The sequence below is a fragment of the Azospirillum picis genome, from assembly GCF_017876115.1.
GTDB lineage: Bacteria > Pseudomonadota > Alphaproteobacteria > Azospirillales > Azospirillaceae > Azospirillum > Azospirillum picis.
This window is the reverse complement of sequence record NZ_JAGINO010000053.1, coordinates 1-2,575: the sequence shown is the minus strand read 5'-3', so window position 1 is coordinate 2,575 and position 2,575 is coordinate 1. Positions and strand designations below refer to the sequence as shown.

The following is a 2,575-nucleotide window of genomic DNA, read 5'->3' as shown; positions in this document are numbered from 1 at the left end:
GATCAAGCCGATCGAGCGATTAGTAAGGCTTAGCTTCAGGCGTTGCCGCCGGTCCACATGCCTCCTATCGACGTGATGGTCTGTCACGGCTCTCAAGGGAGCTCTGGTTTAGAGGTGGGTTTCCCGCTTAGATGCTTTCAGCGGTTATCCCGTCCGCACTTAGCTACCCGGCTGTGCCACTGGCGTGACAACCGGTACACCAGAGGTGCGTCCATCCCGGTCCTCTCGTACTAGGGACAGATCCTCGCAAAACTCCGACACCCACGGCAGATAGGGACCGAACTGTCTCACGACGTTCTAAACCCAGCTCACGTACCACTTTAATCGGCGAACAGCCGAACCCTTGGGACCTGCTCCAGCCCCAGGATGTGATGAGCCGACATCGAGGTGCCAAACGACTCCGTCGATATGGACTCTTGGGAGTCATCAGCCTGTTATCCCCGGCGTACCTTTTATCCGTTGAGCGATGGCCCGTCCACGTGGAGCCACCGGATCACTATGGCCGACTTTCGTCTCTGCTCGACTTGTCAGTCTTGCAGTCAGGCGGGCTTATGCCATTGCACTCGACGAGCGATTTCCGACCGCTCTGAGCCCACCATCGCGCGCCTCCGTTACACTTTGGGAGGCGACCGCCCCAGTCAAACTACCCGCCATGCAGGGTCCCGGACCCGGATAACGGGCCACGGTTAGATGCCAGAGACTTCAAGGGTGGTATTTCAAGGTTGGCTCCACCCGGGCTGGCGCCCAGGCTTCCAAGCCTCCCACCTATCCTACACATGAAGTCCCTAGCACCACTGCAAAGCTGTAGTAAAGGTGCACGGGGTCTTTCCGTCTGACCGCGGGAACTCCGCATCTTCACGGAGAGTTCAATTTCGCTGAGTTGGTGTTGGAGACAGCGGGGAAGTCGTTACGCCATTCGTGCAGGTCGGAACTTACCCGACAAGGAATTTCGCTACCTTAGGACCGTTATAGTTACGGCCGCCGTTTACCGGGGCTTCAATTCGGAGCTTGCACCCCTCCTCTTAACCTTCCGGCACCGGGCAGGCGTCAGACCCTATACGTCGCCTTGTATGGCTTCGCAGAGCCCTGTGTTTTTAGTAAACAGTCGCTACCCCCTGGTCTGTGCCCCCCGCCATGGCTTGCGCCGCGACGGGGCCCTCTTCTTCCGAAGTTACGAGGGCAATTTGCCGAGTTCCTTCAACACCATTCTCTCAAGCGCCTGGGTATACTCTACCAGTCCACCTGTGTCGGTTTCGGGTACGGTCTATATGGCGGGGCTGTTTCCTGGAACGGGTCCACAGCACGATCAATCCGATAAGATCGTACACGCTTTCCCATCCGTCACCTCCGCCAGGCCCACGACTATTAACGTGGTTCCCATCGACTACGCCTTTCGGCCTCGCCTTAGGGGCCGGCTCACCCTGCGTGGATTAACCTTGCGCAGGAACCCTTGGACTTTCGGCGAGAGTGTTTCTCACACTCTTTGTCGCTACTCATGTCAGCATTCTCACTTCCGATACCTCCAGGCGGCCTCACGGACACCCTTCGCAGGCTTACGGAACGCTCCGCTACCACGTGATCAAAGATCACATCCGCAGCTTCGGTACACGGCTTGAGCCCCGATACATTTTCGGCGCAGGCCGGCTTAACTAGACCAGTGAGCTATTACGCTTTCTTTAAAGGATGGCTGCTTCTAAGCCAACCTCCTGGTTGTCATGGCCTTCCCACATCCTTTCCCACTTAGCCGTGATTTGGGGACCTTAGCTGGCGGTCTGGGCTGTTTCCCTCTCGACGATGGACCTTAGCACCCACCGTCTGTCTGCCGCGCTGTGCTCGCGGGTATTCGGAGTTTGGTTAGGTTTGGTAAGGCTCGCGCCCCCCTAGCCCATCCAGTGCTCTACCCCCCGCGGCAATACGCGACGCGCTACCTAAATAGCTTTCGCGGAGAACCAGCTATTTCCTGATTTGATTGGCCTTTCACCCCTAGCCACAGGTCATCTCCGACTTTTTCAACAGGCGTGAGTTCGGTCCTCCAGTGCGTGTTACCGCACCTTCAACCTGCCCATGGCTAGATCATCAGGTTTCGGGTCTAAAGCATGCAACTCGGTCGCCCTATTCAGACTCGCTTTCGCTGCGCCTCCACCTACCGGCTTAAGCTCGCTGCATACTCTAAGTCGCTGACCCATTATACAAAAGGTACGCCGTCACCCCATGAAGAGGCTCCGACTGCTTGTAGGCATCCGGTTTCAGGAACTGTTTCACTCCCCTTGTCGGGGTGCTTTTCACCTTTCCCTCACGGTACTGGTGCACTATCGGTCACTGAGGAGTACTTAGGCTTGGAGGGTGGTCCCCCCATGTTCGGACAGGGTTTCACGTGCCCCGCCCTACTCGTGCATTCAGTCCGGTTTATCCATACGGGGCTATCACCCACTGTGGCCCGACTTTCCAGACGGTTCCGGTTATGTAGACTGAATGACTGGCCTGGTCCGCGTTCGCTCGCCACTACTAGCGGAGTCTCGGTTGATGTCCTTTCCTCCGGCTACTTAGATGTTTCAGTTCGCCGGGTTCGCTTCCC

At 57.2% G+C, this 2,575-nt stretch carries 1 rRNA gene; it reads right to left on the bottom strand.

The window, feature by feature from the left end:
* Nucleotides 1-2,575, bottom strand: a 23S ribosomal RNA gene (locus tag J2850_RS31480); the annotation flags it as partial.